Annotated in this window: 18 protein-coding genes and 5 pseudogenes; 12 read left to right on the plus strand and 11 right to left on the minus strand. The window is 56.5% G+C overall.

Going from position 1 to position 23,373, the window contains the following annotated elements; all coding sequences use genetic code 11:
• The 3 genes and pseudogenes from EXE45_RS08755 to EXE45_RS08765 all read left to right on the plus strand — a co-directional run.
• A pseudogene (locus tag EXE45_RS08755) lies at positions 1 to 263 on the plus strand (IS5/IS1182 family transposase); the annotation flags it as partial.
• Positions 264 to 275: 12 nt separating this feature from the next.
• A pseudogene (locus tag EXE45_RS21695) lies at positions 276 to 443 on the plus strand (DNA-directed RNA polymerase subunit RpoH/Rpb5 C-terminal domain-containing protein); the annotation flags it as partial.
• 213 nt (positions 444 to 656) lie between these two features.
• Positions 657 to 1,643, plus strand: a complete 987-nt coding sequence (locus EXE45_RS08765) for a hypothetical protein (protein ID WP_241989443.1) — start codon at positions 657 to 659, stop codon at positions 1,641 to 1,643.
• A gap of 758 nt (positions 1,644 to 2,401) precedes the next feature.
• Here the strand turns inward: EXE45_RS08765 and EXE45_RS08770 are convergent.
• Positions 2,402 to 3,784: an ATP-binding protein gene (locus tag EXE45_RS08770; protein ID WP_137694068.1), complete on the minus strand. Its 1,383-nt coding sequence runs from the start codon at positions 3,782 to 3,784 to the stop codon at positions 2,402 to 2,404.
• Positions 3,785 to 4,245: 461 nt separating this feature from the next.
• Between EXE45_RS08770 and EXE45_RS08775 the strand changes: the two are divergent.
• Positions 4,246 to 5,670 (plus strand): annotated as a pseudogene (locus EXE45_RS08775) (carotenoid oxygenase family protein).
• Positions 5,671 to 5,806: 136 nt separating this feature from the next.
• Here EXE45_RS08775 and EXE45_RS21275 read toward each other — a convergent pair.
• The 5 genes and pseudogenes from EXE45_RS21275 to EXE45_RS21825 form a co-directional block, all read right to left on the minus strand.
• Positions 5,807 to 6,016: a hypothetical protein gene (locus tag EXE45_RS21275; protein WP_241989444.1), complete on the minus strand. Its 210-nt coding sequence runs from the start codon at positions 6,014 to 6,016 to the stop codon at positions 5,807 to 5,809.
• A gap of 15 nt (positions 6,017 to 6,031) precedes the next feature.
• Positions 6,032 to 6,628: a hypothetical protein gene (locus EXE45_RS08780; protein WP_241989445.1), complete on the minus strand. Its 597-nt coding sequence runs from the start codon at positions 6,626 to 6,628 to the stop codon at positions 6,032 to 6,034.
• Positions 6,621 to 7,994, minus strand: a complete 1,374-nt coding sequence (locus EXE45_RS08785) for a hypothetical protein (protein ID WP_137694069.1) — start codon at positions 7,992 to 7,994, stop codon at positions 6,621 to 6,623. Before EXE45_RS08785 ends, EXE45_RS08780 begins: the two co-directional genes overlap by 8 nt.
• A 104-nt stretch (positions 7,995 to 8,098) precedes the next feature.
• On the minus strand, positions 8,099 to 10,708 hold the full coding sequence (locus EXE45_RS08790) for a RecQ family ATP-dependent DNA helicase (protein ID WP_241989446.1): 2,610 nt from the start codon (positions 10,706 to 10,708) through the stop codon (positions 8,099 to 8,101).
• A 27-nt stretch (positions 10,709 to 10,735) separates the two neighbouring features.
• A pseudogene (locus EXE45_RS21825) lies at positions 10,736 to 11,065 on the minus strand (helix-hairpin-helix domain-containing protein); the annotation flags it as partial.
• A gap of 212 nt (positions 11,066 to 11,277) precedes the next feature.
• On the opposite strand from EXE45_RS21825, the gene EXE45_RS08795 reads away from it, so the two are divergent.
• The gene (locus EXE45_RS08795; RefSeq protein WP_241989447.1) at positions 11,278 to 13,530 is read left to right on the plus strand and encodes a hypothetical protein; all 2,253 of its coding nucleotides are present in this window, start codon (positions 11,278 to 11,280) and stop codon (positions 13,528 to 13,530) included.
• Between the two features lie 524 nt (positions 13,531 to 14,054).
• On the opposite strand, the gene EXE45_RS08800 is transcribed toward EXE45_RS08795, so the two are convergent.
• Positions 14,055 to 14,486, minus strand: coding sequence for a winged helix-turn-helix domain-containing protein (locus EXE45_RS08800; RefSeq protein WP_137694071.1), 432 nt, complete (start codon positions 14,484 to 14,486; stop codon positions 14,055 to 14,057).
• A 417-nt stretch (positions 14,487 to 14,903) separates the two neighbouring features.
• Complete coding sequence (locus tag EXE45_RS08805; protein ID WP_137694072.1) at positions 14,904 to 15,326, minus strand: hypothetical protein; 423 nt, start codon at positions 15,324 to 15,326, stop codon at positions 14,904 to 14,906.
• A 503-nt stretch (positions 15,327 to 15,829) separates the two neighbouring features.
• Between EXE45_RS08805 and EXE45_RS08810 the strand changes: the two genes are divergently transcribed.
• From EXE45_RS08810 to EXE45_RS20405, 7 genes and pseudogenes are all read left to right on the plus strand, one after another.
• Positions 15,830 to 17,050, plus strand: coding sequence for a PD-(D/E)XK nuclease family protein (locus tag EXE45_RS08810; RefSeq protein WP_137694073.1), 1,221 nt, complete (start codon positions 15,830 to 15,832; stop codon positions 17,048 to 17,050).
• A 409-nt stretch (positions 17,051 to 17,459) separates the two neighbouring features.
• The gene (locus EXE45_RS08815; RefSeq protein WP_137694074.1) at positions 17,460 to 17,645 is read left to right on the plus strand and encodes a hypothetical protein; all 186 of its coding nucleotides are present in this window, start codon (positions 17,460 to 17,462) and stop codon (positions 17,643 to 17,645) included.
• A gap of 6 nt (positions 17,646 to 17,651) precedes the next feature.
• Positions 17,652 to 17,981, plus strand: coding sequence for a hypothetical protein (locus EXE45_RS08820; protein ID WP_137694075.1), 330 nt, complete (start codon positions 17,652 to 17,654; stop codon positions 17,979 to 17,981).
• Between the two features lie 93 nt (positions 17,982 to 18,074).
• A complete protein-coding gene (locus EXE45_RS08825; protein WP_137694076.1) occupies positions 18,075 to 18,443 on the plus strand; it encodes a hypothetical protein in 369 nt (122 codons plus the stop codon).
• Positions 18,440 to 19,009, plus strand: a complete 570-nt coding sequence (locus EXE45_RS08830; protein WP_137694077.1) for a hypothetical protein — start codon at positions 18,440 to 18,442, stop codon at positions 19,007 to 19,009. The genes EXE45_RS08825 and EXE45_RS08830 overlap by 4 nt, the downstream gene beginning before the upstream one ends.
• A 325-nt stretch (positions 19,010 to 19,334) precedes the next feature.
• Positions 19,335 to 19,762 (plus strand): annotated as a pseudogene (locus tag EXE45_RS08835) (transcription initiation factor IIB family protein); the annotation flags it as partial.
• Positions 19,763 to 20,026: 264 nt separating this feature from the next.
• Positions 20,027 to 20,164 (plus strand): hypothetical protein, encoded by a 138-nt coding sequence (locus EXE45_RS20405; protein ID WP_199233604.1) that lies wholly within the window; start codon positions 20,027 to 20,029, stop codon positions 20,162 to 20,164.
• Between the two features lie 25 nt (positions 20,165 to 20,189).
• Here EXE45_RS20405 and EXE45_RS08850 read toward each other — a convergent pair whose 3' ends face one another.
• The 3 genes from EXE45_RS08850 to EXE45_RS20410 form a co-directional block, all read right to left on the minus strand.
• The gene (locus tag EXE45_RS08850) at positions 20,190 to 20,738 is read right to left on the minus strand and encodes a hypothetical protein (protein WP_137694078.1); all 549 of its coding nucleotides are present in this window, start codon (positions 20,736 to 20,738) and stop codon (positions 20,190 to 20,192) included.
• A gap of 298 nt (positions 20,739 to 21,036) precedes the next feature.
• The gene (locus EXE45_RS08855; RefSeq protein ID WP_137694079.1) at positions 21,037 to 21,876 is read right to left on the minus strand and encodes a hypothetical protein; all 840 of its coding nucleotides are present in this window, start codon (positions 21,874 to 21,876) and stop codon (positions 21,037 to 21,039) included.
• A gap of 309 nt (positions 21,877 to 22,185) precedes the next feature.
• Positions 22,186 to 23,289, minus strand: a complete 1,104-nt coding sequence (locus tag EXE45_RS20410) for a hypothetical protein (protein WP_199233605.1) — start codon at positions 23,287 to 23,289, stop codon at positions 22,186 to 22,188.
• Positions 23,290 to 23,373: the final 84 nt, after the last annotated feature.

Genomic DNA, 23,373 nt, shown 5'->3' on the forward strand with positions numbered 1-23,373 from the left:
ACTGGCACACCGAGTACGAAATCGCCGCACACGACATCGATTACCTCGTTCATTACCGCGGCTCGTCAGCGAACTCAGCCGCGAAAAACGCTCTGAACCGGGCAAAGGGCTACTCTCAGCGGTGGATGGCCGAAACATCCTACTCGACAACCAAGCGCTCGCTCGGCGATGCCGTGCGAGCGCTTGGCTGGTATCGGCAGTTCCGTGAAATCGTCTTGATGTTCGCCATTACCAACATAGAACCACTGTGTGAGCCGCTGTAACCGTGACTCAGCATCTATTCAACACAGCAGATTAAACAGCTCTGTAGAGAGTACTCGATCACGCCCACCGATCTCCCATTTATTAAAGCAACAGACCCAGCGATTCAGCATCTAGCATGCGGAGCAGGCGATGTTATTGAGATCATCCGAGACAGCAGGACAACAGATACCGCTCGAACCTATCGGCTTGTCGTCTCCCCAAGTAGTGGACGCGGAGAAAGTCGGGAAACATCCGAATGGCGAAATCCAGCAGGACCGGCAGCGGACACCTACTCAGGTGACGGCAGTCTCGGTGCCTCTCAGGCGCTCCATATCATTGAGAACCTCCGGGCACACATTCCGCCCTCGCAGCCCGGCGCCTGTCGGCAGATAGCCATCGATCGACAATCCGAGATGGAAACCGCTAAACAGCGGGTTGATTCGGCGAGTTCATACACATTTATTGAAGGAGAGCTCGGGTTCGGGAAGTCATTCTTCCTCTACTGGATTCGCGACGAGGTCCTGCCCGCCACAGCAGTGAGTATCATTGATCTTGACGATCGGACCAACTTCCTCAACCCCGACAGTCTCATTGAGAGCTTCCGAGTTAACTTGGAAACCCCACGCTCGTTGGACCACGACGAGTACGCGAACGGCCTAGATGAGCTCTGGGATACAACGCTCCGGAAGATTGCTGACTTATGTGCGTCTCACTACGAACGACAGGGATTCGAAGTTCGAGAAGACCGAATGAAGAAGTCCTTACAATTCGCCGCAGAGGATATTCTCTCTGAGGCGGATCTGCCAGAGGTTATTGTCGACGAAGTCGCTACAACGGCAGGCACATATTTCGACGATAGCCGACAGAGTCTCAGCCAATCTCTACTCGACGAAGTCAGTTCAGAGGATCCACGTGATGTACTGAGATTGATCGGGCAACTTGCTCGAATCAATGGCTACCGCGTCTTGCTCGGCGTAGACGAGTTAGAAAAATCCATTCGCACCGAAGACCACTTTGAGGCCATCGAAGAGTTCGTTCAAGATCTCCCGGAGAATATCTCGCTCTTTGTTACAGGGACTCCAGAGCTCGTCGAAGGTGAAAAAGAAGGAAACGCAATCAAGGAACTACATTCTCCCCTGTATGAACTAACGACTCAGAATAGAATCCGATTAGAGAGTCCGAGCAAACAGGATCTTATCAAGTTCTCACGTCGTGTGATGGATATTGAAACGGAGGCTCTGGAATCGCAGCGCGACCGGGAGTATACGTTAGCAATCGAAAGTGCCGGTGGCTCAGAGAAGGCCGTGGAGACGTTCCTCGAGGATCGGTCTCCTGCGTTCCGCGCGTATCTCGATTACCTCGAGCAGTACACACTAGAAGATTCAGCGAGCCCGAACTAACGACAGACACCGCGGAGAATTGAGTGGGTGTTTTGAGCACCCACGAGCGTGGTACGATCTCGATGAGGACGTGTAGCCTCTACGGAGTCTCTTCCCAGGTGGTGAAGTTTTCAAAATTGTGTCTGGACCAACTATGACGTTAGCCAAACAATCGCTCAAAGAGAGGTTACTAATGAAAACTAGGAGGCGAATACACCCGCGTTTAGGCGGGTAATTAAGCCGACATGGTGGGAAGCGATCCACTAGCCGATCGTCTGTACCGAGTTTCACAGACGGAGATTTAATTGACAAGTCGCTCTATACAGAACTAGAAATCGGTCGGAACGGAGCGGATTTGGAACCGTCCTTCGGAGGCGGCCTGTCGGCTCGCGTAACGAGGAAGTCCGAAAGGGCAGTCGGTGAACGCCGCATCCTCGAAGGGTGTGTCTCTGCCGACTGTTTAAAAAACGCGACAGGATACCTTCAATTCCGCCAATGCCTGCCAGCGGCCTCGTGGCAAAAACAACACTAAATCGCCGTACACGGCCGAGAATAGGATTTAACGGCCAGCCGGCATGGCCAGCAGTCTACCAGTTCAACACTGTGGGACCACCCGTGCCCGAAAGAACTGGGAGTCTGGTGAGTGTACTGCGAACCTAAAACTCCCACCGCTCAGGATTCCTTCGTGTTCACGCGGAGGAGGATGTCAAACTCGGCTCCGTGCTGACGCCACGCTACCTCATCTTAATTGAACTCCGGAAGGCACCCAGAACACTCTGCTACGCGTTCGGTTCAGCGTGTATCAGGTCGGACAACTCAAACAGTCGAACATCATTACGGGCGTCAGCGGTATTTTTGAGATCGTCAGTGTACCCGGACCGGCTGAACAGGACGTACAGCGTCTCCCCGTCTGCTGGTTCTTCTGACCATCGGACTTCCGACGCTGTTCGTTCAAGATTAGCGAGCACACCCTCACTCACAGGCTGGGAGGTGAACTTACACTCACCAGCGACAAGCCCCGACTCAGTGAGACCGAGTACATCTAGTTCGTGTTCTTTGAACCACCACTGACCGACATCACTGATCCGTCGGTCAACGAGATGTGGGAGTGCCCGTTGGCAGAGTCGTTCAAACAGCGGACTCACATAATCAGCTAACTCTGGAGCAACCACTTCGTCGTACGCAGTGTCATCAAGTATCCGAAGCTGATCCTGATTGCCGTAGACGAACCGGAACCAGAACCGGAACAACGGCGCTGCGATACGATATCGGCCACGTTTCGAAGCTGTTGGTGACGCAGTGACTGGGATGTGGCGCTCAACAAGACGTAGTCGACGAAGCTTCTGTAGGTACGTGCTGAGTGATCCAGATTCGATCCCGGCCATGCCCGCGATTTCGTTCGGGGTCCGTCGTCCGTGAGCTAAGGCACGGAGAATACTGAAGTACGTATTTGGCTGTCGCAGTTCGATTCGAAGGAGAAATTCCGGTTCTGAGTAAAGGATAGACTGTTCTGAAAGGATCCCCTGCTGGACGTTCGTTGCTAACGCCTCATCTGGGTCTATCGTTTGGAGATAGTAGGGTGTACCCCCATAGACTGCCCACGTAGTGATAGCTGTCTCCGGGTCATAGCCTGGGAAGAACTTGCGTGCGTCAGCGACATCGAGAGGTTTGAGATCGATCGTTGCTGTCCGTCGCCCGTACAGTGGCGCGCTTCCTGAGAGCACCTTATTTTCCATGACACTGATCGAAGAGCCGACCAGGACAAGCGTCATTCCCGTTTCTTTGAGCTTGGTGTCCCAGACTCGCTGGATTCGTGACGGGAGCGAGTCATCCTCCTGAATAAGGAATGGGAACTCATCGATTACCACAATTGCGTTCTCTTCACCGAGTGTTTCAAGAATCGCTTCCCAGTCACGGCGGACGTTCTGTAACGAGGGGAATTGTGCTGTGGCAGTTTCGACGAACTGTTCGAGTTGATTCTGTGCCGTAGACTCGACTGCTTGGTAGTATACAGCGTCTTCCCGATCAGCGATGGACTGGCGGACGAGTTCGCTTTTGCCGAGGCGCCGACGGCCATAGATGACAACAAAGTCTGCGGTCTCGGACTCGTAGCAGTCCCTGAGTTGATCACGTTCGACGCCCCGATCCACGAATTGTTCCATACACCCGATCACAGTTCCATCCAAATAGAAGTCCCGATTTTGGAAACTACGATTTCAGAAATCTAGATTTCTACTTTTCGCACGGGAGAGACACCCAATTCGAGACGACCAATTCACTCTTAACCAACACAAAGTCGGTTAGTTGATATTGTGTTGGTTAAAGCTCTCCCCGTGCTTCGGTGAGAGGGCTTGCCTCTCGATGGGGTCTCTCAGACCCTCGCCAGAGCCACGTTTAGCGTTGCCCGCTACGGGCCGCCTCCGCACTCCGTTTCAACCGATTACCCGCCTGAAGGTAGGGATGTTCGCCTTGTAGGCTTATTATAGAATTGTCGGAGGTGCGTGGTAGCTCCCAAACACGACATTCCCCGCCAGATCTTAACCCGTTTCACTCCCACACACGCGTATGGAATCGCACAGCAGGGTTTCACTCGCTCCACGAGGAAACCACAGCCTCACTCCCCATAACCGGTGACCTGCCAGCGTGGCTTCAAGGAAGTCTCATCCGAAACGGGCCAGGCGCATTCTCATTTCCAGACGGGAGCGCCGTCGACCATTGGTTCGACGGGTTGGCGATGCTCTACCGCTTCACGTTCGACCCAGGGGGACAAGCGGGTCGAACGGATGGCGACGCGATTCACTACCGGAACCGGTTCCTCCAAACAGACGCCTATGAAACCGCACGGGCTGGCGAGTTCGAAGGCGGGTTTGCGACCGGCGAGACCACACTTCGCTCACGGCTGGCTGGGTTCCTGACGGCGCCGTACGACAACACGAACATCATCGCAGAACGTATCGGCGACCAGTACGTTGCCCTCACGGAATCGCCCCGAGGGGTTCCGTTTGACCCGAACACGCTCGCCACAACAGGACGTGTCGGCCGGGACGGAGACGCGCCCAGCGGGCAGCTCTCCTGTGCGCATTTCAAGCGGGATCCTGCGACAGGCACGTTGCTTACAGTCGATACAGAGTTTGGGCGAACCAGCCGCTACCACGTCAGCGCCTGGACTCCTGACGGGGACCGACACCACGTCGCCACCGTTCCGACAGAGAAGCCAGCGTATATGCACAGCTTCGCGCTGACGCCCCGCTACGTCATCTTAACCGAATTCCCGCTCCGACTGGATCCACGCCGATTCCTCAAACCAGGGCGCCAACCCGCGTTCATCGAGCAGTTCGAATGAGAACCTGACCGAGGCACTCGAATCGTCGTCATCGACCGAACCACGGGAGCAGTGGTGGCCGATCCAGTAACTGACCCCGTGTTTGGCTTTCACCATGTGAACGCCTTCGAGCGGGACGGCGAAACGGAGATCGTCTTCGATTTGGAGACGGTTCCAGATGCGACGACGATTGACTCCCTCTATCTGGAGAACGTGCGGGCTGGCGAGATGGGCGCCATCGTCGGGCAGATCGACCGCTTCACTCTCAATCTCGGATCCACAACCGGGGCCAGTCGGTACACGACAGCCGACGTGAGCGTCGAACGCCAGACAGTATCCGATGAAGGGACGGCACTCCCGACATCGTCGCCAGCACAGTGGTGTCAGCCTCACCAGTACGTGTACGCAATGGGGATGGACACGCCGGTCACAGAGTGGGGCCGCCGAATCGTGAAAGTTGACGTCGAATCAGAGACGACAGAGACGTTCGATGCTGGGGGCGATTACTTCGGCGGGCCGCTGTTCATTCCAGCCCCGTCTGGTGACCGTGAAGACGAAGGTGTCGTCGTCACCGTCGCCCTCGACGTCGGGGCAGAGCGTTCGCGACTTATCGTGCTCGACGGGAAGTCATTCACGGAGCGTGCTCGGGTCACGCTGCCCCATGCCGTGCCGTTCGACTTCCACGGCCGGTACTTCCCAGAACTCAGAGCGGATTCAAACGAATAGAAACGATAAACGGTGCGAGTTATTGTTGCGGTGGCTGAAAGCAGGACGAACGGTTGCTCCATGAAAACAACCGCCGACTAGACCAGGACTTGTCCGCTGTTAGTCGGCAATGTAACTATCAGTACCGCTGGGTGCGTCATCGTGCGCCACCACCGGCCGCGTCCGCACTCCGTTTCAGTCGGATAATCAGACTGATCAGAAAAGTCCCGATCATCACCAAGAGCACGTTGACCGCGCCACCAATGGCCGGTTGCGGAATCGGCACGATGACCGCTCCCTCGGTGATACTCACCGCGCCCACACAAAGCAGCACAGCAATCGTGTAGGTGACAGTGGCATCAAGCACTGTCCCTCGTGTCAATCAACGAGCCCGGATAGCCTGGCCAAACGACACGCCGTAGATAGTGAACGCGCCGGCCGCGAGCGCAAGAATAACCTGCGCAATCACTGTCGGTCCTACCCACACAACAATCGGGAACTGGATCAGCGCAACGAGCATGAATCCGGTCTCGATCCGTCGAGCAGTCGATAGCGAGATTCGGTCCCCTTCACCAGATGTCGCTGGCTGTGCGTAGTACAGCTCCCGGAGCGATAAGGCGAAAAAGACAGCAAAGAACAGCTGTGCCAGGAGCCTGAACGCGACAACAACAGTCCCTACCTCTGGGACAATCGTCTCGATAAGCAACAACGCCGAAAACACGCCACCGACGGCCGTCGACAACGCGATGTACCGCCAGACGAGGGTATCATGCGGTTCGTGTCTCGCCGTCACCAACGCGTACCACGTCGTTCCGAGACAGGCGGCCAGCACGAGGACCGCCGCGACGAACCGAGTGACACCGGTCCCTGACGCGGCCGGAGTCGCACCGACCACCGTCGGTATCGAATCACGTAGACTCAATGTAGAACCAGGATCCAAGAGAGCTCCCCAGCCGGGTTCGTCGAAGATTTCAGACATGGTTGCCCTCTGCCTCTAAATCTCGTTTGAACGCTGCTGCGGACGCGTATCGCTCCATCTTGGCCGGTTTGAGTGACTTCGTCAAGACTGTGGACAACCCGTCGGGGACACCACTCCCAACCGCCTGCGCAGGGCGGACAGTCCCATCGTCTCGGTCCGGTGGGCTCCCAGTCAAAAGCTCGTACCCGATCACGCCAAGCCCGTAGATATCAGTCGCAGCGTCGACGGCACCAAACCGCTCGGGAGCAATGTGTTCCGGCGCTGCGTATGAGCGGGGCATGTCGAAAAGCGCAGTTTCTGGCCCGAAGGCCATCCGAATACCCCAGTCAGCAACCCGCGGGGATGGCCACGCATCAGGGTCCTCGACGGCGTTCACGAAGGTGATCGCGCCCGGCCAGATTCCACCGTGGAGTACGCCCGCCGCATGCGCGTAATGGAGGGCGTCAGCAATCTGCGATAAGACCCATCGCGCCTCTGTCGGCGATACCGGGGTGTCTCGCTCGACGAGCGACCCCGGCGCACCCTGTTCAGAGACGAGCCACGGCACGGGCCGGGTACCATAGTCGACAATCCGAGCCACGGCGTCGTGATCGTCAATTCGGGACCATCGGTCGACCGCGTTCTGAAAGGCAGTTTCATCGACACTGCCGGCACGTGGTGCCCGACGACGAGTTGCCGTGAACTCACGGCCACCCTCAGTGAACTGGATACTCTCGGTTGCTGATCCACCATGGTCTCCGGCAGAGGTGGTTGACTCGTAGTCGGAGAGCCACCGATCGAGTCGAGGTGGCTTCGTCGGGGGCTCATCCGGGGGGTGTCCAGGGGTCGGCAATGAGTCCTCATCGGGGGCAGGCTCAGCCTGCTCTCTACCCTCCTCAACCGCGGCTGTCTCGGTCGATGGAACTGTTTCATCGCCGTCATCAGCGATGACCGATCCACCAGCGTCCAGTTCGGGCGGCTGGTAGCCAGCAACAATCCGTTGGCCGACGAGCTCGTCAATCAGTTCCGCTTCGACAGCCCCATCGATGATGTCGGCGACCGCCTCCTGATTGTGTTCAGCAAGTACGGCGAGGGTTCGAAGGACAACGGCCCGGGCCTCAGGTTCACGAAGCGCCCGCCGGAACCGACCAGCGCAGGCGTCGACGAGCGAGGGCGTTTCCGAGGCGACAAACCGGAGTGCCCAGGATGCCGCCCGTTGAACCTCAGCGTCGGCGTGTTCCAACTGCGCGACTAACCGGGTGGTTCGCGCAGCGTCGAACGATTCCGGGTCCGTGAGCGCCGTCTCAAGCAGCTCATCTGGATCCGGCGTCACGTCAGTTCTGTCCATAGTGGTCCAAGCGACAGCGCGTCGTAGCGTCTGCTCCATCAGATGGGGGTCCGGTACATAAATCGCAGCAACTTTCGTTAGTTGCCTGCTCACGTAGCGAAGTACCCTGTTAGCCTTCGGAAATACAGAGCGAAAGTTCAGGATTAGACCTCAGCCAACGCAAACGGATACACTGGCCCACTCCCGGCGTCACGAAGCACAAACGATGCTTCGGTAAATGCCCAGCGTGAGTCGACGAGATCGTTGATAACCAACACCGGACCAGCCCGAACGTCATCAGTAGCTGTCATCGTATCTTCGACATTCCACCGCTTTTGATACGAGTTGGCCAACTCTTCGCGGGGTTGTACCGTATCAGTTTGTTCGAGCGCCTCAACATACGGGAGCTCGAGGGCCGCTGCGATCTGCTCGGCAAGCGCTGTGACTTGCCCAGTATCGTCCCACAGCGGAATCGACGTCACCCACGTTGGCGCAGGCGACGGCTCCCACTCGTCGAACAGGTCAACGGCAGCCGAGACAAGCTCTGTACTGTACTGGCCGGTATCGCGTTGCTCTCGGACACGTGCTCCCCACCCAGGGTCATCCAGAGCCGCCAACACACGGCCGTCCTCCATGTTGCGGTCATCATCGATCACAGACCGTCCACCATCTTGCTTCGGCAAGTAGTATCGCGAGGAGATCTCACCGGTCGAGCTACCCTTGTAGTGGTCAACTGCCACCTCGATCAGTTCCTGCTTCTCGACAGTCGATGGAACAAATTTACCAACACAGTTAGCGCAGTGCCCGCAGTCCTCCTCAAGCGATCCGTCTAACTCATCGTCGATGAACCGCGTCAGGCACGCATCGGTCGCCGCAAACGATTGGATTCGCTCCAACTCGTCCCATCGATGCTGCGTGACTGACTCAATGCGCTCGTGATCATACGACCAGTCTTTGCTTGTCCGCTCGTACCCGTTCTCGCCTTTGTAGATGGCATTCTCGACTCGCAAGATGTTGAGACAGGTGTCTGCAGCGCCCCAGCCGACGTTGACGTGTTTGAGGAGTTCATATTTGTGGAGTTGCGTGTCGATGGCCTCAATCGTATCAAGCACCGCTTGGAAGGCCTCCGGTTCGGGGAAGGCCTGTTCGATGAAGTACTCGGCCACCTCATCGTCACTCTCGCCGCTCAGCATGATTGCCTCTGCTTCGTCGAGCGCACGCCCAGCCCGTCCGATCTCCTGGTAGTACCGAATGAGATTCGGTGGCCGTTGGAAGTGGATTACCCACCCTAGATCGGGCTTGTTGAATCCCATCCCGAGTGCGTTCGTGGCGACGAGCGCGTCGACGTCATTTGCCATCAACTGGGATTCAAGCTCTCGACGGCGGTCGCCGTCGAGGCGGCCATAGTATGACTCCACGTTGTGACCGAATTTCTGGAGCCACTCAGTCACGAGTTCGACCTCATCAGTTGTCAGGCAGTAGATGATGCCCGAGCCATCGAAGGAGACAAGATTTTCAGCGAGCCACGCGAGTCGCTCAGCCTTTGAATCCATCTGGATGGTCTGGATCTGGAGTGAGTCGCGAACCAGCTCCCCGCGAATCGCATCGAGATCCGGCACCTGCGTTGTAATATCATCGACAACGCGGTCGTTAGCGGTGGCCGTCGTCGCCGCCACCGGAATATGTGCCGGCAGTTCGTTGAGAATCCGCTGGATGCGACGGTAGTCAGGCCGAAAATCATGGCCCCAATCAGAGATACAGTGAGCCTCGTCGACGACGAGCAGGCCGAACTCCTCGTCCATCTCTAAGAGGATCTCCTCTTGGAACTGCGAATTTGCGAGTCGCTCTGGTGAGATGAGGAGGACGTCACACTCACCCTCGACGACCGCGCTCTTTGCCTCGTCCCAGTCGTCGGTGTTGTTGGAGTTGATTGTCCACGCAGAGAGTCCCAGCTGATTCTCCGCGTCTTGGACTTGGTTGTACATCAACGACAACAGCGGGCTCACGATGAGTGTTGGACCAGCACCTTGCTGTCGGCGGAGCTTGGTGGCCGTGAAGTAGACCGTACTCTTGCCCCATCCCGTTCGCTGGACTAACAGCAGCCGATCGTTGTCATTGACGAGGCGGTCAATTGCCTCCCACTGTTGTGGGCGAAACTCCGCGTCAGGACCGATACTTCGTTCCAGCAGTTCCTGTGCCCGGGCCTTTGGCACCCGATCCGTGTCATCTTCCTGTGTTTGCTGGGTAGCTGGGTCCTCACCGTGGTGTCCTGTGGAATCAGCTGGTTGGGTGTCAGGATCCGGGTCAGTGGCAGGCGCTTCACGGCGCTCCGCCTCCTCGGTGGTCCCGTCATCAGGTTCGTTCGTCGGCGTCTCGGCAGTCTCTTCCGTCGTAATTTTCTGCCCTTGACCCGCCGGTTCGCCCGTTTTAGTCCAGTCTTCGACAGCCTCTCGAAGAGATAGTGCCACACTCTCCCCAACATACTGGGCCGCGGTCAGCGCGCCAACAGATGCGACGGTGACATCATCTGGTGTCTCGAAGCCTTCCTCACCTAGCACATGGTAGTACCTGATCGAGTAGCCACCCTGTTGAAGCGCTTCAGCAAGCGGTGACGGCGTGAACCATTCAATGAGCGATCCGGCGGCCTCCTCTGGTGGTACTCCCATAGGTGCGAGGTCACCATACGCTGAAGCAACCTCACTACGGGGCACATCCAGCCCGTCTGCGAGATTTGCGAGTAGCGTGTCCTCGCTCTTGCAGGCTTCATTGGCCACTGCCCAGATACAACGACAGGTTCGTTCTCCAAGTTCGGTCGACCGTGTCAGGGTAAGTAAGGACTCTTCAGCGATCTCGTGTACGCGCTCATAGCCAGCATCGGAAAGTGCTGTAGCACGAGTAGGACCAACGCCAGGGAGGTCCGTCAACTCCGTAGATTGATCTGTCGAGTCGTCAGTATTGATTGCCGCAGAGTCATTATCACGCATCACTGAACGGAACTCGTAGGAGTGCTGGTACCCGACGGCAGACCACGAGTGCTCCGGATCACTCTCACTACTGACGTGGTGGATGACTTGACTTAGTGTGTTCTCAAACCCGCAGCCAGAAACTGGACACGAAACTAAGTCTGCCATCGATATCTCTACTGTCTGATGTGAGCAGACTGGCTTATGTCTTGTTGTACAGAGAGAATGTTTCAATATTCGAATTGTTCCGATTTGATTTCTGAGGTCGAATCGAGCGAGAGAGTCTTAAGTATGCTATCACAGATGTAGCGGATCGAGTAGCCTCCACTTTCACCACCCTTAGCACAGTTTTTATTCACATTAGCCGATTGCCACTAAATATGGACGAAGTAACGGCGAACATCTCATTCGACAAGTACCCCGATATGCCGGAATTCTACGGATCAGGTGCGGCAAAATATCGCTTAGCGATGGTGAAAGACCGGAGTGACTTTCTGGACTTGTTCGAAGGTGCTCGTCACGTGGATGCGGTCACATACGCAGAAACGCCGGATCTGATGGTGAAAATGCTGACTGAGTATGACATCGGCTCATTAGATGTACTCATCGGTAATTCTGATGACTATGCGGAGCGGGTGAATGAGGTTGCGACTGCGAAATCGCTCGTTCAACTCCGTCAGGACGATCGCTTGACGATCCGATTGAAGAACCAGAAGACCGTCCACTCGAAGATTTACCGTATTGTCATGCCGGATGAGACGGTCAAACTCGTCCACGGGTCAGCGAATCTCTCCCGGAACTCCTGGGAATATCACACCAACCAGATCGCTGTGCTGACAACCGAGGTGGGTACTGAACTGGATTCAGAATTCAAGCGCTTCATCGACGAATACCGGGAGGGGTACAGCGATCAGACACTCTTGGAAGGGCTGGTTGGAGCGCTAGAGGAAGCTGATTCGCCGGAAGAGCGGGAGAATCGAATTGAGTACTGGGTCGGGGCCGGCGATCTTGATGTGAGTGACACCGCAGCGCTCAATCAGGACGCCGTCGAGGATCTAAAAGAAGCCGCTGACCAAGTCACAGCTGTTGTCGACGATCCAAATGAAGCAGACGAGACTGTCGCATTCGTCGAGGAACCTGAAAAAGCCGACCGCAGTGTCGTGGAGCCAAATAATGCCGACGAACCAGAGGAGGAACGTGATGACACAGCCGATGAAACACCAGATGCCGGTCTCGTCGAGTCAGAGCATGAAACAAGGCAGACTGACGGGCTTGACCGACCACGTGTTCGGACCCCAGATGAGCAGATCCGAATGGGGACCAGCAAAGTCGACAAAGACACCGCAGACAAGTTCGGATCAAGACTTCGCGATAGCGGGGCCACTGTTGAAGACCACAGTATCACAGCTCCGATGAGCGCGTACACCCGCGAAGTCAAGGAGTCGACATCGATTCCAACGATGTCTGTTCTCCCGGAAGCCGAGCAGGTTGTGATCGGCGAGGATGATGAGATGATTCTCGTCGCCACTGAAGAACCAACACCCGAAGTCCTCGATCACTGTCTCGAAACAATCGAGGACTATATCGAGACAGTCGAAGACCACGGCCATACGCAGTCTGAAGAGGCGGTAATGGCACAGATGTACGAGGCGTTCCTCTACGGATTCTGGGCACCGTTCGCAAACCAGTACGCAGAGGCATTATCGTCACCGTCTCGGACGCTTGATAACGTCCTCCAGCACCTGTACATCGAGGGCAAAAGCGACGCAGGCAAAGACAAACTCACCGAGTATATTCTGCGACTCATTTCTGACAACACGGTGATCTCTGGTGTCGACGCCGACGAAATTGGCGTCAAGGAAGTCCGTGGGATTCGCGAGTGGGACACGTGTTTCCCGTACGCTATTATCGACGCTGAAAAAGAAAAGATCCAGCGTTGGAGTCCGATTCGGAACTATTGGAGTGATTGGACCCCCACAAGTGTCGACCAGCCGTGTCTCATCTTTACCACAAACGATGCGCTTCCCAAGTCGGAGTTCCGGAATCGGATGAAGATTCTCAGCATGGACGTCTCGTTCCCATCAAATCCAGAGGACCCTGGCTTCCGGGAAGCACAAGAAGATCTGTCTGAGGTGTTGGAACGTCAAAACCCGATCTTCAGTTACGTGGCCCGCCGGATGGTGACTGAGAAACCCTGGACCGACGGAGGTGGGACAATTGAGGATGTCCGCCAGATCATGTGTGACTTTTACGAGAAGGCTGGCCGAAAGGAGCCGGACTACTTCCCAGCTGATGAGCCAGCAGAGAAAGAGTACAACACGGGTCGGTTGATGTGGCAGCGGGATATCCAGGGTGGTCGCGTCACCTTCGAATCTGAACCGGGGGCCATCACAGCGAATTTCGATCGGGAGGGGTACGAGGTGTACGACTACGAAAAACGGCTTCCAAAGCGATTCATGTCGGAAAAGTCGGCGACAAGTGTGTATATTGGGGGCCCAGAAGGGTTTGCGGAGTGGGTCGGATTCTCAGTTGAAGAGTTGCTGAGCGGCGAGACAGCAGCCAAGATGGACGGTGATGATTCCGAATTGAGGAGACTACCAAAGAAAAAAAAAACGGCTCCAGTGGGTTCCTAACCCGATTGCTCGGACGATAAGACCCCCTCCGTCAGAAAGTATATCAGGTGATTCGCACACAATACGGGCTGATGCCAGATCCTGGGTCCCCGCATGAAGCGTAACAGATCTTCAAAACCCCAGATTGGAGCTATACCCGAGCAACGTCTTTGTTGAACGCGAAGAGTATCTCCTCAACAACTTTCTTTATAAACTCATCTGTGAGGCGCCCTTGCCATGGGTCAGAGATGCTGTCGTACTCTGGCGGGGCTTGGATCTGCGACGTCCGGGGTGAATGGATAGAGAGGGGTAAAATTCGCGAGGGTTTTGGTGTACCACCCAGTTCCCAGTGTTCATCGGATAACGGGTGGCCAATCAAATGGTCCGTTGTCGTGAGCGATACGCCCACGAATTGCTTGCCCTGAAACGGGTGTGTCTGTAGTCACAATAGGCGAACATCCGGGAGACATCACCGCCGATTTTGAATGGATCGACCGTCCAGACAAAGTCACCAACCCCATAGTCCCTACCGGCCTGAGAGACCGTCATTCGTCAGGATTCAGTTCTGTAATCTCAATGTTCTGCGTTTCAGCTTCTTCCTCGTCGCCAACAACAGACGGATGGGGCTCATCAGGCTGCGACTCACTCCACGCCTGTGCGTCATCTTCGCTTTCGATTATCGGACCAAACGCCTCACTCAGGCTACTAAGGGCATTAGAGAAGCGAATCGCTTCCTCAAGGCGCTCACGGTCATTCGTAATCGCCCAGTGATTCTTCCGGTGGCGGACAAGGCCGCGATCCTTTAATCGACTGAGGTTTGTCGCGACAGTGTTCGGATCGCGGTCAATGGCCTCAGCGATCTCACTCCGCTTCCACGCCTTCCCATCGTTTTCAAGGAGGAATTCGACAATAGCTTCTCCAGTGGTGAGTTCTTCCCCATTTGCCTCTTCTTCGAACTCATCGATTTCCATTGGCATGGTTACTGTTACTCTGTGCTACTGTAAAAGTGTGCTGCCGTAAACTGTAATCGTGTGGTCAACAGATCCCAGTCTTAACCAACAGTGATAGGGTATATTGTGAATTGTTGGTTAAATTTCTACAGCGGAAAATGAATCATCTGTCGTGATTACCGGCCAGCACTCACCACACATTCCCGCCGAGTGTTTAACACGGCTGAAACCAAACTGCCGGATGGAAGGAGAGTTACACGCTCCCCTTCCCCCCTATGACCGACACCCCGGCCTCACTTGGACACTGTCCGAGCTGCGAACGCGAGATCTCAGCGGCCTGGAAGCTCATTGAGTATGAACGAGCAGACGGGAACACGGGGATCTTCGCGGAGTGCCCGTCCTGTGAGAAGGTTGTGAAGCCGGAGTAGAAAGGATCGCCGCGCACTACTCAGGCGATGGATCCGCTTGGATGGAGTATTCGATCGCGATACGGTCATACGGGACAGTCAGGTTTGGAGGGCCCTCTTGACGTAGGATGAGACCTGCGTTCACCAAGACGTCAACATCAGCACGAACACGAGCGCTTGATCGGTTGAGCCTGGTCGCCAACTGTGAGTGATTCTTCGCTGGCGTGGCCATCAAGCTCTCCAGCAGTTCGATCCGCTCGGTGGTCAACGCGTCTCGGAGTTGTTCAATACTATCGTACGTTACCACCGCCTCAGCAGCTTCCTCATCCTGTCTTGAATCGTTTTCAAAGGTCTCCGCAGCCGCGACCGCATCTGTGAACATATCCTCGGTTGAGCCAATCTCAACACGGAGTGTACTCGGATACTCCACATCGATTTGTTCGTCATCAGTCCGTCTCATGCTTCTCGTGTGTGTTAGTGTCAAGATGAGTCCACCGGTGCCGCGAATATCGTACTTCCGGCCCATTGCCAGTGAACGGTCGAGAACCCCGACGAACCCCAGAAGACACCAGACTCGCGGCCACGGTCGGGATTGACGACGGAGAGCCTGACGGGACCGCCCTCACAAACCTGCTTGACCTCGAAGTGTATCTAGCCTCTGCGTGGCGACACCGGACACTCAGCGCTGCCGACAGCAAGCGAAGCGCTTGGCCATGCGTAATCCTGCGACTGCGTGAGACGCCGTTTGACGGTCCGTCATTCGTGGGCCTCACGAAAACGCCGCTTCGTGTCTCATGTTTGGGCGATTGGGGGGTCGGGAACCGAGTAGGACGGCTTCATTTGTTCTAGAACTACCAGACCGCCGGGTGAAGACCTGAGCTAAAACCACAACGATCCTAGTCTTAGCACCTGTTTTGACCCGCCATTTTATGCCTCAGTCCAGAGTGAGCTAGCGCATCAGACATGTCGGACTCGCGTGACAATATCAAGCGATTCATCGACCTTGTCGACCAAATTGGCGACGACGCTACCGGGACGTTCGATATCCTTGGAATCGGGAAGGATGAACGCGCTCATACACGGATTTTAGCGTGGCTACTCAGGCCGACTGGGAGTCACGGTGTAGGAACGACTATTCTCTCGGACTTGCTGTCGGAGGCCGCAATTCAACTGCCAGCGGGGATTGATACTGCCTCCATCTCAACATTTGACCAGCAGCCATCACAGACCGAATTGGATGTCGTCATCGAGAGTGGAAGCACACTCATCGTCATCGAGATCAAGACGCAAGGGCAACTGGGCCCCGACCAGCGCGACCGACAGGTCGATTACTTGGAGTCCGTCGTCGCTGGTGACGAACAACGCTCAGGTGGTCCTTTCGAGACGTGGGAGTACATCTACCTCTCTGCCGATCCGAGCCACACCCCGGCTTATGTTGACCACCAGGTCACCTGGGATGCGCTATTTGATCTCGTCGCCGCTCAGGTCGGTGCTGTTACTCGGGATACTGATGCGGTTCGAATTCGAGAATGGATCCGGTTCGGGAGGGCCCACCTCCTGGAGTCGGAGCAACTCTCACCGGCAACCGAACTACAGCTCGCGTTCCCCACACTGGTTGACCAGCACGACGTCAATCTTGATTTTGCTACCGTTCGGAGTGACCGGCAACAGCTACTCTCATCAATCTGGCAATCGCTCTCGGAGGCCCACCCGGCAGTAACTGATGGCAAGAAAGGCTGGGACACATCGCGGTCGCGAATTGATCCCGGCACAAAATATGTCCGCTTCTCGAAAAACGGATGGCCATCGGGTCTGCGCTTCGAGATCCAGGCGACAGAACAGCGATTGACGGCCGGTGACAATCATTCGGGCCCGAAGAACGCCTATCGTACTCGAATGCCCCACATTGAGGTGACACTCACGTATTCAGGTAGCGACAAGCAGGAACGGGACCAGCTCCTCTCTCACTTGGCAAGGGATAACGATGAATTGCTCCGCAACAGTGGTTTCGACCTAATACGCGAAATACTGCCGGAGGACGGACCACAATTCAACGATTATCATGTGTATTCGAAGCAAGTGCCAATCGATTTCTCGGACCCAGAACAAACAGTTGCCGGGATTCGGCAAGGCTTAACGTCACTACTAAAGCTTGAACAGTCTCTCGATCGCTTCGAATCTTGACCACTCATCCGAGCGGGGCATAGTCAACTGAACGGGTCGCAAATAAGCGTTAGCGAACGTTATCTGAAGACACCGACAACCTCGGAGTTTTGCGCGACAATCTGACAGAACAAGTAGACAAAGGTAGAACCAACCATGGAAACATCATCAAGGATTGCTCACAAGCGCCTTTCACGAACAAGAGGAAATCCGTGCCTGTGACGCCAAACACGGGTTGAGAGGGCCCGTTACAGCTGTGCGCCAGCTGTAGTCCGGGTGGGCTCGCGACGTACTGGACGCGCGACCTCAACGCGCACGTCGTCTCTGACTGATCCGCCGAGCGGCCGTCGACACAAATTGAACGGCGACCAGGGGGGAGGCCCACAGTTGCCCGTAGCTGTCCCACTCCACGGCCTCAGCAGCGCTGGTTGTGTCGCTGTCCCGTCGCTCCGCTATCTTCAACAGGCCCGTCGAGCGAGCCGCACTCATCGACGAAATTACCCACGAGCTCGCGGCGATCGAGAGTGTGGGTACGCTTGAGGAGACGCTGGCTGCAATCCGCGAGCAACGAGCAACCGACCCGGCGATGACCGATACGGACGACGCCACGGAATGACTCGCAATGCCTGAGACAGAGGCCAACTATGACGTTCGTGAGCAAACCGGGAACCCCGACCACGCATCGGTCGACGATGTGGTCGACCTCGTGATCCACCGGGCGCAGAACCCGCGAACCGAGCACAAGGATGCGCATTTCGATACGACGGTCGCGGCGCTCGTCGACAGGTACGGACCGGAGTCGGTCCGGACAGTCATCCACCGCATCCTCGTCGACGACGAGCCGTTTCGGACCGCCACGAACGGCCTTGAGATGCGCAACGTCGGCGGCGTCCGGATCGGGACCGCAGCCAGCTGGGTCCTCGAGGAGCTGAACGCACAGGACGACGGCTGAGACTGGCGGGACGATCCGGTCAGAGCCCCAATGTGCAAGCTCTGTGCAAACGCCGAAACGGTTATCACTCTATGTGCAGAACGTACACATAGAATGAGCGCAAGCGACGATCCGCGACGGGTCCATTTCCAGTCCCCGGAGTACCTCGTCGACCGGCTGGATGCGATCGCGGAGCTCTTCGACAAGGATCGGACGGATCTGCTTGTCGAGGCGATTCGTGAGTACATCGAAGATACGGCCGACAGCGAGACGTTCCAGGAGTTGGTCGCGACGAAGTACTACGATGACCAGCTTGAGTTCGAGACGGTCAAGCAGTTGGTCGGCACCGAGACTGCCCAGCGTCTCCGGCTTCTCAAAGCGGATCTCGAGGATGAACCACTCGATCTTGCTGCCCCCGATGACGTGGACGTCTACGATGGCGACGCGACGGCGGTCGATACCGCAGCCGACGACGAGCAATGAGCGGCCGGCGACTGCGTACGGTCGTCGCCGACACTAGTGCGCTCGTCAGTCTCGCCGTACCTCGTGCGGATGCAACTGTCGGTACCGATGCCCCCGACCCGTTTCAGTATCTGCTCACGTCGTGTGACGTGTTCGTGCCGTCGGAAGTCGTTTCAGAGCTCCGTGACATCACGCAGTATCAAGATATCCACGGGGCAGCCGCGAGTAACGTCCTCGCAGCCCGCAGCTACTACACGGTCGCGGACCCCTACGAGCGCGAAGAGACACCGGACTCCCGGCCGACGTTCGGGCTCGACGACGGCGAAACCGACGGGATTGTCCTTGCGAACGCGCTCGATGTCGGTGGGTTTCTCACCGACGAGTTCGGCGGAACGAACTTCCCACTGATTCACGCCGTGCTACAGGGCCCGCGGATCGTCCCGACGCCGCGGCTCATCGTCGACTACGCTCGGAACGGGCATCTGAGTCACGAGGAAGCTCGAACGCTGATCACGACGATTAGCCCGCATCGAAGCTGGGAGAATAGTCCCTACGTCACGCAGTTGCTCCAGCGTCTCGAAGAGTAACTGGCCTCCGAGTGCCGACGCCGAACACCCAGCGCCGGCGACGACATCCGAAAGCCCTCGGCCGCTCGACGTCCCGCGACCACCGCTGCTCTCCTCGTCCCTGCGGTGCTTGCGGGGTCCGGGGGACGGCCGCGGCGGCCTCGCTCTTTCTGAGTCCACCAAGACGGTAGATGGCTCACCGAGCGATGTGGCCGGCTGAAAAGGTGTGTACGTAGCGGCCCGCCCCGCTCGCCGCTGCCGCCCTCCGCGTCGCTCGCGACCGACCATTCCGGGCGTGCGGGCGCTCTCCGCACCGCCTGCGCCCGTTCCGGGCTAAAGTACATGTGCCCTCGAGCTCTCCGATTCGGTCTGCGACCAGGCGTGTCAGATCTTCCGGAGCGCCCAGAACGAGGATCTGCTTCGTGGCAGATCCATCGAGGCCATCGCCGCGGCCAGCGTCTACGGAGCCTGCCGGTACAACGGCCGCTCGCGGTTAGTGTATGACGTCAGCGAGATGGCCCGCGTCGCGGAGTCACGAGTCACGAATGCGTACAAAACGCTGAACGAAGAGCTGGGCCTCCCCGCTGAGCCCGTCTCCCCCAGCATGTTCGTGCCGCGCCTCGCTTCGGATTTGAGTGTCCGGACGAAATCCGACAGCGGGCCCGAACGCTCGCTGAGCAGGCCGAGAAGCGGGGCGTGACGACGGGCGTCCATTCAGTCGGGTTCGCAGCGGCCTGTCTCTACAAGGCCGGTCGCGAAGAAAGCCGATGGGTGCCGCTTTGACTACAATCGGGAGATCAAAGGAATCCTGAAAGCGCTCGCGACAGATGAGAGCAGTGTCAATGAGGACGACGTGATCGAGTATCTCAGGGCCCACACAGAGCCGCTCGCCCCGGAGTACGAGGCAACCATCAGCCTGTGGGTATCACGTATCGAAGGCACAGATCAGCTACCCAGAGATCCCAAGCTCGACACAGGCGACGATGAACAATACGAACCGAACGATTATGACGATGACCCCCATGGTGGGAAGTAAGGATGGCCGCTGAAAGTGAGCAACCGGAGATTCCCGATGAGCTGTCCCCCGAGGAGGCACGGCGGTATCTCATCAGGTTTCTCGGACGCCAAGACCTCGACGAGCACGAGGAAATCTACGACGAGCTCGCGACTGAGTAGGACTATCTCTTAGCTGCGGGTTCTACTACTGACGGGAATTGCTATACTCATTCAGTCGTTCGCGAGCAGCTTCAACATCAGAGTAGAGCGCCAACGCATGCTTGATTAGGCGGCGATCTTCCAAGTTCTCCTCCCAGCCCGCAATCGCCTCTCGGCGATCACGGAGTTCGTCACTTCCGAGCTCGCCGTCAGCGAGCGACTGTTCGAGCTCCTCCCACGTCTCGACGTCGTAGGTCGCCTGCCATTCCTCGATCTCCTCTGTGATCGCGGCCAATTCGCTCCGCAACTCCTCGCGCGTGTTTTCCTCGATGAGCGTACGGATCTCCTCGAAGAGCAGTTGCGTGTAGTCCGGCTGGTAGCGCGTGGTTTCGCCGGCCTCAACGCGGCGCAGCTGGCCCCGGTCGACGAGATCCTGGAGCTCCTCGTTGGTCGTGCTCCAGGCGGCGTCGGCCTGCTCGCTAATCCAGTTGACCGACCGCGGTTCGCGAAGCGTCTCGGCGACCGCTCGAATACGGTCACGGGCGCTCATCGACTCACTCCACGATTGGACCACATCTCGCGAGGATTCAGACATGCTTGGCACCTCTTACGACAGTGTTGGTGCTGAACTCTCATATATATTTGTACCCTCTCGCTTAATCAAGAGCCTATTGCGAAAAAGGGGTCCGGACGTTGAAATACGAAATCGACAGAAACTATAAGCCAACCTCGCCCGCCTCTGTACCGACAGGATCGACGAGTACGAAGGGTAGTCTTAACCAACAGAACCCGGAATAGTCCACTCTATGTTGGTTAATATTTCAAAACAACGGCTCGCTTCTAAACGTCACCACGAGATCAATCGCACTACGCCTCTCAGAGAATGAAACTCCTCACAACAGGCTCAGCCCAGTGGCTGCGAGACTGACGCCAGTCACGAATCCAGTACCGTGGGCAACCACATTCGGAACCCGACCGCTCAAAACAGTCTCAACAGAGAACATCCCTGCCACAAGCGCGGTGATAACGATGCCACACGCACCAAAGAGTAGAATCGCTTCCTGATGAGCCGACAGCCATTGGCGGATCGAGAGCCCTCTCAATCGCCACCAAAACGAACCGAGTCCCACCGCGACCACAATACCGACGGTTAGCACACCGGTAGTCGGAATCGCAACCAATGGCGACTGGTAGAGTGCGATACCCAATCCGCTCGCCACGAACCCGACCGTTGTTACAATCGAAATCGGCCAAGAGTACCACTCAGCAACAACTCCGGCGAGACCAACAGCCAGCAAACCGCCGAATGCGCTCACGACACCCGAAAATCCGAACGCAATCGAGTCAGGGCCGACAAGCCCCCATTGCTGGTACAGTAGCCAATAGTCGACAGCGACCGTACTGAGTGGAGTGACAACAAGGAGACTCCCGTACAGCAGCCAGAACAGTCGACGTCGGCCCCAGATGGCGTACAGGGAGTATGCCGGCCCGATCACGATCCCGTACCAAGCCAGATTCGAGACGAGATGAGCGGTACTATCGTGAATCGTCGCTGCCGTCCAGGCAGTCCTCAGGCTGGGCTCACCGTATATGAATACGAACTCCGATAGCAGCCTGTTTGGGAGCCAGAGGTGAACCCCGATAAGCGCGCCAACAACGCTGAGAAGTGCCGATACATCACGGTAGTGGCTCTGGTTTCGTGAGGTCTGAAACTGCCTCTCTAACGCAGACATCGCTACTTGGATATCCGATTCACGGTGGGTCCCTCAAGAGGCTACTGTATCCGACTCAATTGTCTGTAGAAAAACCTGTAGCTCGTGACTCCCCCTATCGAGTTGCTAACTACAGCGCACGTCCCGAGAGGGGATTTCTATCAGTACCTGACCACTTCTACAAAGACAAACTTCCTATAGAAATTGCTATAGCCAGTTAGAGAAACCAGATGGTCGCAGAAGAGATTCGGAGCCCAGTTATTGACGTGTTTGGAACTTCCGTGAGGACAGGCTATAGGAGATCAAATCGTGGAAGAAAGAGGCTATACTTCACGAACTCAGGCCTTCTTCTGCGAGAGACATCGCAAACTCGGAGAGTCGATAGCGGTAGGGAGCGTGACGGAAGATGACCCGACCGTAGTCAGCACCTTTGTCCACTTCGCTCTCCTCAATCGCGTCAACCGCGCTATTCAATTTCGACAACTGATCCCCTTCGCGAAGATAGGATTCAACCTTGTCTGGCCGGATATCGAACTCTTCAGCAAGAATAAATCGAAGAGTTCGACGACCGCCATCAGCACGGATTACAGTATCACCAGCATACTCGCCGTCACCAGGTCGCATTGGGCTATCAAGCCGATCCACCATATCATCAATGAGACGTTCAATCTCCTCTTGAACCGTCTTCTCTACTTCACCATTGATGATCTGATCTCGCCGTTCACTGATCGCATACGTCGATAGACCCGGAGGTTGGAACTCCTCAAGGACATCCAGATCAACAAGATGGTTAATTGCGGTACTAAAGGAGTGCTCGAATGTCAACCGTTCCGCGATCTCGTTTCGAGTCAAACCCTCCGACTCTGGTCCGATTTCCTCTTCATACAAGGCAGTCACAATAGAGATCTGATCATCAACGCTGGGGAGATCCCTCTTCTGGTCTCGAATGTAGGCAGCAAGCGCATCGCTGCCAGTCAGTTCCTCGTCCTGACTTTCATCGTCTGGGCGGGGAGCCTGCGCGTATTTTTCGATATTATCCGTCGTTTCCAGCATCTCGTACATATCCCGTAACGTGCCCTCAGCCCCAAGCAGACCCATCTCCTCCAATAGGTCGCGACCGACGTCGGTGAGGCCGTAGAAGCGCCACGGCAGATCACGCTTGCGCTGATCCTTCGGAAGCGTCCGCTCCGCCACGATCCCATGCTCGATCAGCACCTCAAGATGTTCGCGGATGGTGCTCTTGCTCTTGCTCGGATTCACGTAGTCGAGCTCTTTGAGCGTGGGAAGCTGCTGCGGATGGGAGAGAATATTCTGAATCAGAACAAACCGCGTCTCTTGCGTAACGACGTTCAGACGCTGTCGCTGGTTCTCAACCGTACTGTCGATTGCATCGGTCGTATCGGGCTGATCCCGATGCGTCGTGTTATGGGCCATGATTGTGAGGGACAGCTACAGTCGATTGGCACCCGCTGTAGCTATCGCTGTGGTGTCTACTCCCGTTTGTGACGGAGCATGTGA

Source organism: Halorubrum sp. SP9 (genome assembly GCF_005435015.1).
GTDB classification, from domain to species: domain Archaea; phylum Halobacteriota; class Halobacteria; order Halobacteriales; family Haloferacaceae; genus Halorubrum; species Halorubrum sodomense.